The organism is Bariatricus sp. SGI.161 (assembly GCF_050313695.1).
Taxonomy (GTDB): domain Bacteria; phylum Bacillota; class Clostridia; order Lachnospirales; family Lachnospiraceae; genus JAFBIX01.
Map to the genome: position 1 here is coordinate 1 of NZ_JBNPLX010000080.1, position 877 is coordinate 877.

The 877-nt window shown below is 42.4% G+C and carries 2 protein-coding genes and 1 pseudogene; all 3 read right to left on the minus strand.

Features of this window, described 5'->3' with window-relative positions:
* Nucleotides 1–170 precede the first annotated feature (170 nt).
* Nucleotides 171–308 (minus strand): hypothetical protein, encoded by a 138-nt coding sequence (locus ACQRBH_RS17245; protein WP_427743890.1) that lies wholly within the window; start codon nucleotides 306–308, stop codon nucleotides 171–173.
* A gap of 30 nt (nucleotides 309–338) precedes the next feature.
* Nucleotides 339–699 (minus strand): annotated as a pseudogene (locus ACQRBH_RS17250) (peptide deformylase).
* Nucleotides 614–877, minus strand: a 264-nt coding sequence (locus tag ACQRBH_RS17255; RefSeq protein WP_427762684.1) for a hypothetical protein, incomplete at its 5' end; no start/stop codon positions are given. The pseudogene ACQRBH_RS17250 and the gene ACQRBH_RS17255, both read right to left, overlap by 86 nt.

The window sequence follows — 877 nt, forward strand, 5'->3', positions numbered from 1 at the left end:
TTTTCCCTCTTTCGAATACTTTTAATCTGTTCTCCAAAATCCATGTATTTCGCACCTCCGTAACCATAGTCTATATGTCAAAGGATCATTTATCAAGAAAGTGGCTCTTGCATCCGCAAAATATCGACGCAAGCAGTTCTTGCGCATATATATCTAGACTAAAGTTGTGCCTATAAAAGATATTCCAGCATCCTTGTGGCAGTATAGTCTGTGTTCATATTTTTATAGGTAATTTCTGCACAGAACTCTTTGGGATATCCTCTGTCCAGCAAAACCTTGTATAATTCATCGGTTCGTTCCGATGCCATAAGCAGTCACTCCCGTAATTTCAAATATCTTTAAATCAAAATACCTTCCAGATGATCCAGTTCATGCAGACAGATCTGTGCCGGCCAGCCGCTGAGTTTCTGTCGTTGCTTTTCCAGTTCATATCAAAATATTCTACTTCGATATTCTCATATCGTTTTGTTTTCCTCACACCGGAAAGAGACAGACATCCTTCTTCTGTTTCATACGGAGTATCCTTGCTCAGTAGAACCGGATTAAACATCACGATATCTACGAATCCCATATTTACAATGATCACTCTCTTTTTCACACCAATCACTTCGTGCTACGCACTCAGTCGCAGGCACGCTCGCATGCTTACATGCCAGCATGATGCATTCTCACTTTGCCTTCGCGGATATTTGCAGCCATGCCTACACAACCGGCACGATTTGCCTGTAAGGTGTCCTGTAGATCCTTTCCCACCTGCAGATCTGCCTTTGTAGCAGGTTCTGACTTTCCCGACCAAAAGGTCTACCAGACCTTTTGTCTGGGCACTAAGGCGTGTCCCAGAAAGAACACATCTTTCATTATTGGCTTTACCATCTAT

What these genes read in the sequence shown, in the direction of transcription:
- ACQRBH_RS17245 (WP_427743890.1), bottom strand. Translation starts at nt 308, where the DNA reads ATGGCATCGGAACGAACCGATGAATTATACAAGGTTTTGCTGGACAGA.